General features: G+C 30.7%; 1 protein-coding gene. It reads right to left on the reverse strand.

Annotated elements, in window-relative coordinates; genetic code table 11:
- Nucleotides 1-16: 16 nt before the first annotated feature.
- Nucleotides 17-1,000 carry an integrase core domain-containing protein gene (locus MK851_RS15620; protein ID WP_320244931.1) on the reverse strand — a complete coding sequence of 328 codons (984 nt, stop codon included), beginning with the start codon at nt 998-1,000 and terminating at the stop codon, nt 17-19.
- Nucleotides 1,001-1,044: the final 44 nt, after the last annotated feature.

Consider the following 1,044-nt stretch of genomic DNA (forward strand, 5'->3'; position numbering starts at 1 on the left):
GTCATTTCTGTAAAGGTTAACTAATTCGTTGACAGTTTTGGTTAAAAATATTAGGAGCCACACCATTTAAACTTTGGTGCGGTCTTTCTTGATTATAATAATAAATATATTGTAATATTTCTTCTTTCAAATGTTCTTTAGATTCAAAATAAGTTCCATGGATTACGTCCTCTTCAATTGTTCTCCAAAAGCGTTCAATTTTTCCATTGGTTTGTGGTCTATAAGGTTTAATATATCTGTGCTTTATTTCTAATTCAGTAAGCATTCTTTCAAAAGGATGGCCTGCCTTAGATTTACTTTCTTTTTTACCAAACTCAGGACCATTATCAGTTAAAACTTCCTTGAACTTAATATTATAATGACTTGCAAGAATGTTAAAGCTTCTAAGCCCAGAAAACATGGTTGTTAATGCTGTTAAGTCTTCTGTTAACTCTACCCAAGCAACTCGAGTACAGGAGTCTATAATACCGTACAAATAGTAACGTTTTTTAGGTTCTGAGTTAACAATTCCTTTAGGTAAGTAATGACTATCAATATGACCTAACTCTCCTGCTTTCTTTTTAATAATTCTTCTTTTGTTTTCAACCATTTTTGGACTTAATCTATTTAGACCATGACGTTTTAATATATTATAAACTCCAGAGGGTGTAGGTGTAAACTGTTTTAATTTAGGCTTTAAAATACAACTAATCTCATATTTATTATTGCCTTGCTCTCTTAAAGCTAATACTTTTTGTTCAATAAAAGGTAATGGTCTTCTGGTTTTCCATTTGGGTCCTCGTTTTCGAGGTAATAAATCCCTTTGATTACGACTTTGTTTGAAACGATTATAATACTTCAAAAAAGTACGTCGATCTGTGCCATTGGCTTCATAAAATTCTTTTACAAAACGATAACGAGGATGTGTTTTGTTTTTTACTTGTTCGTACTCACTTATCAAAAATTGATACTTCTGTAAATAGCTTCGAACTAGAGTTAAATCATCTGTATTTATACGCATAACAAAATATAAGATTTTGTCAACGAATTAGTTAACCTTTACAA

It is taken from the genome of Tenacibaculum sp. 1B UA (assembly GCF_033978845.1).
GTDB lineage: Bacteria > Bacteroidota > Bacteroidia > Flavobacteriales > Flavobacteriaceae > Polaribacter.

Bases quoted from the DNA above. Each gene is read 5' to 3' on its own strand.
- MK851_RS15620 (WP_320244931.1), bottom strand. From the start codon at position 1,000: ATGCGTATAAATACAGATGATTTAACTCTAGTTCGAAGCTATTTACAG.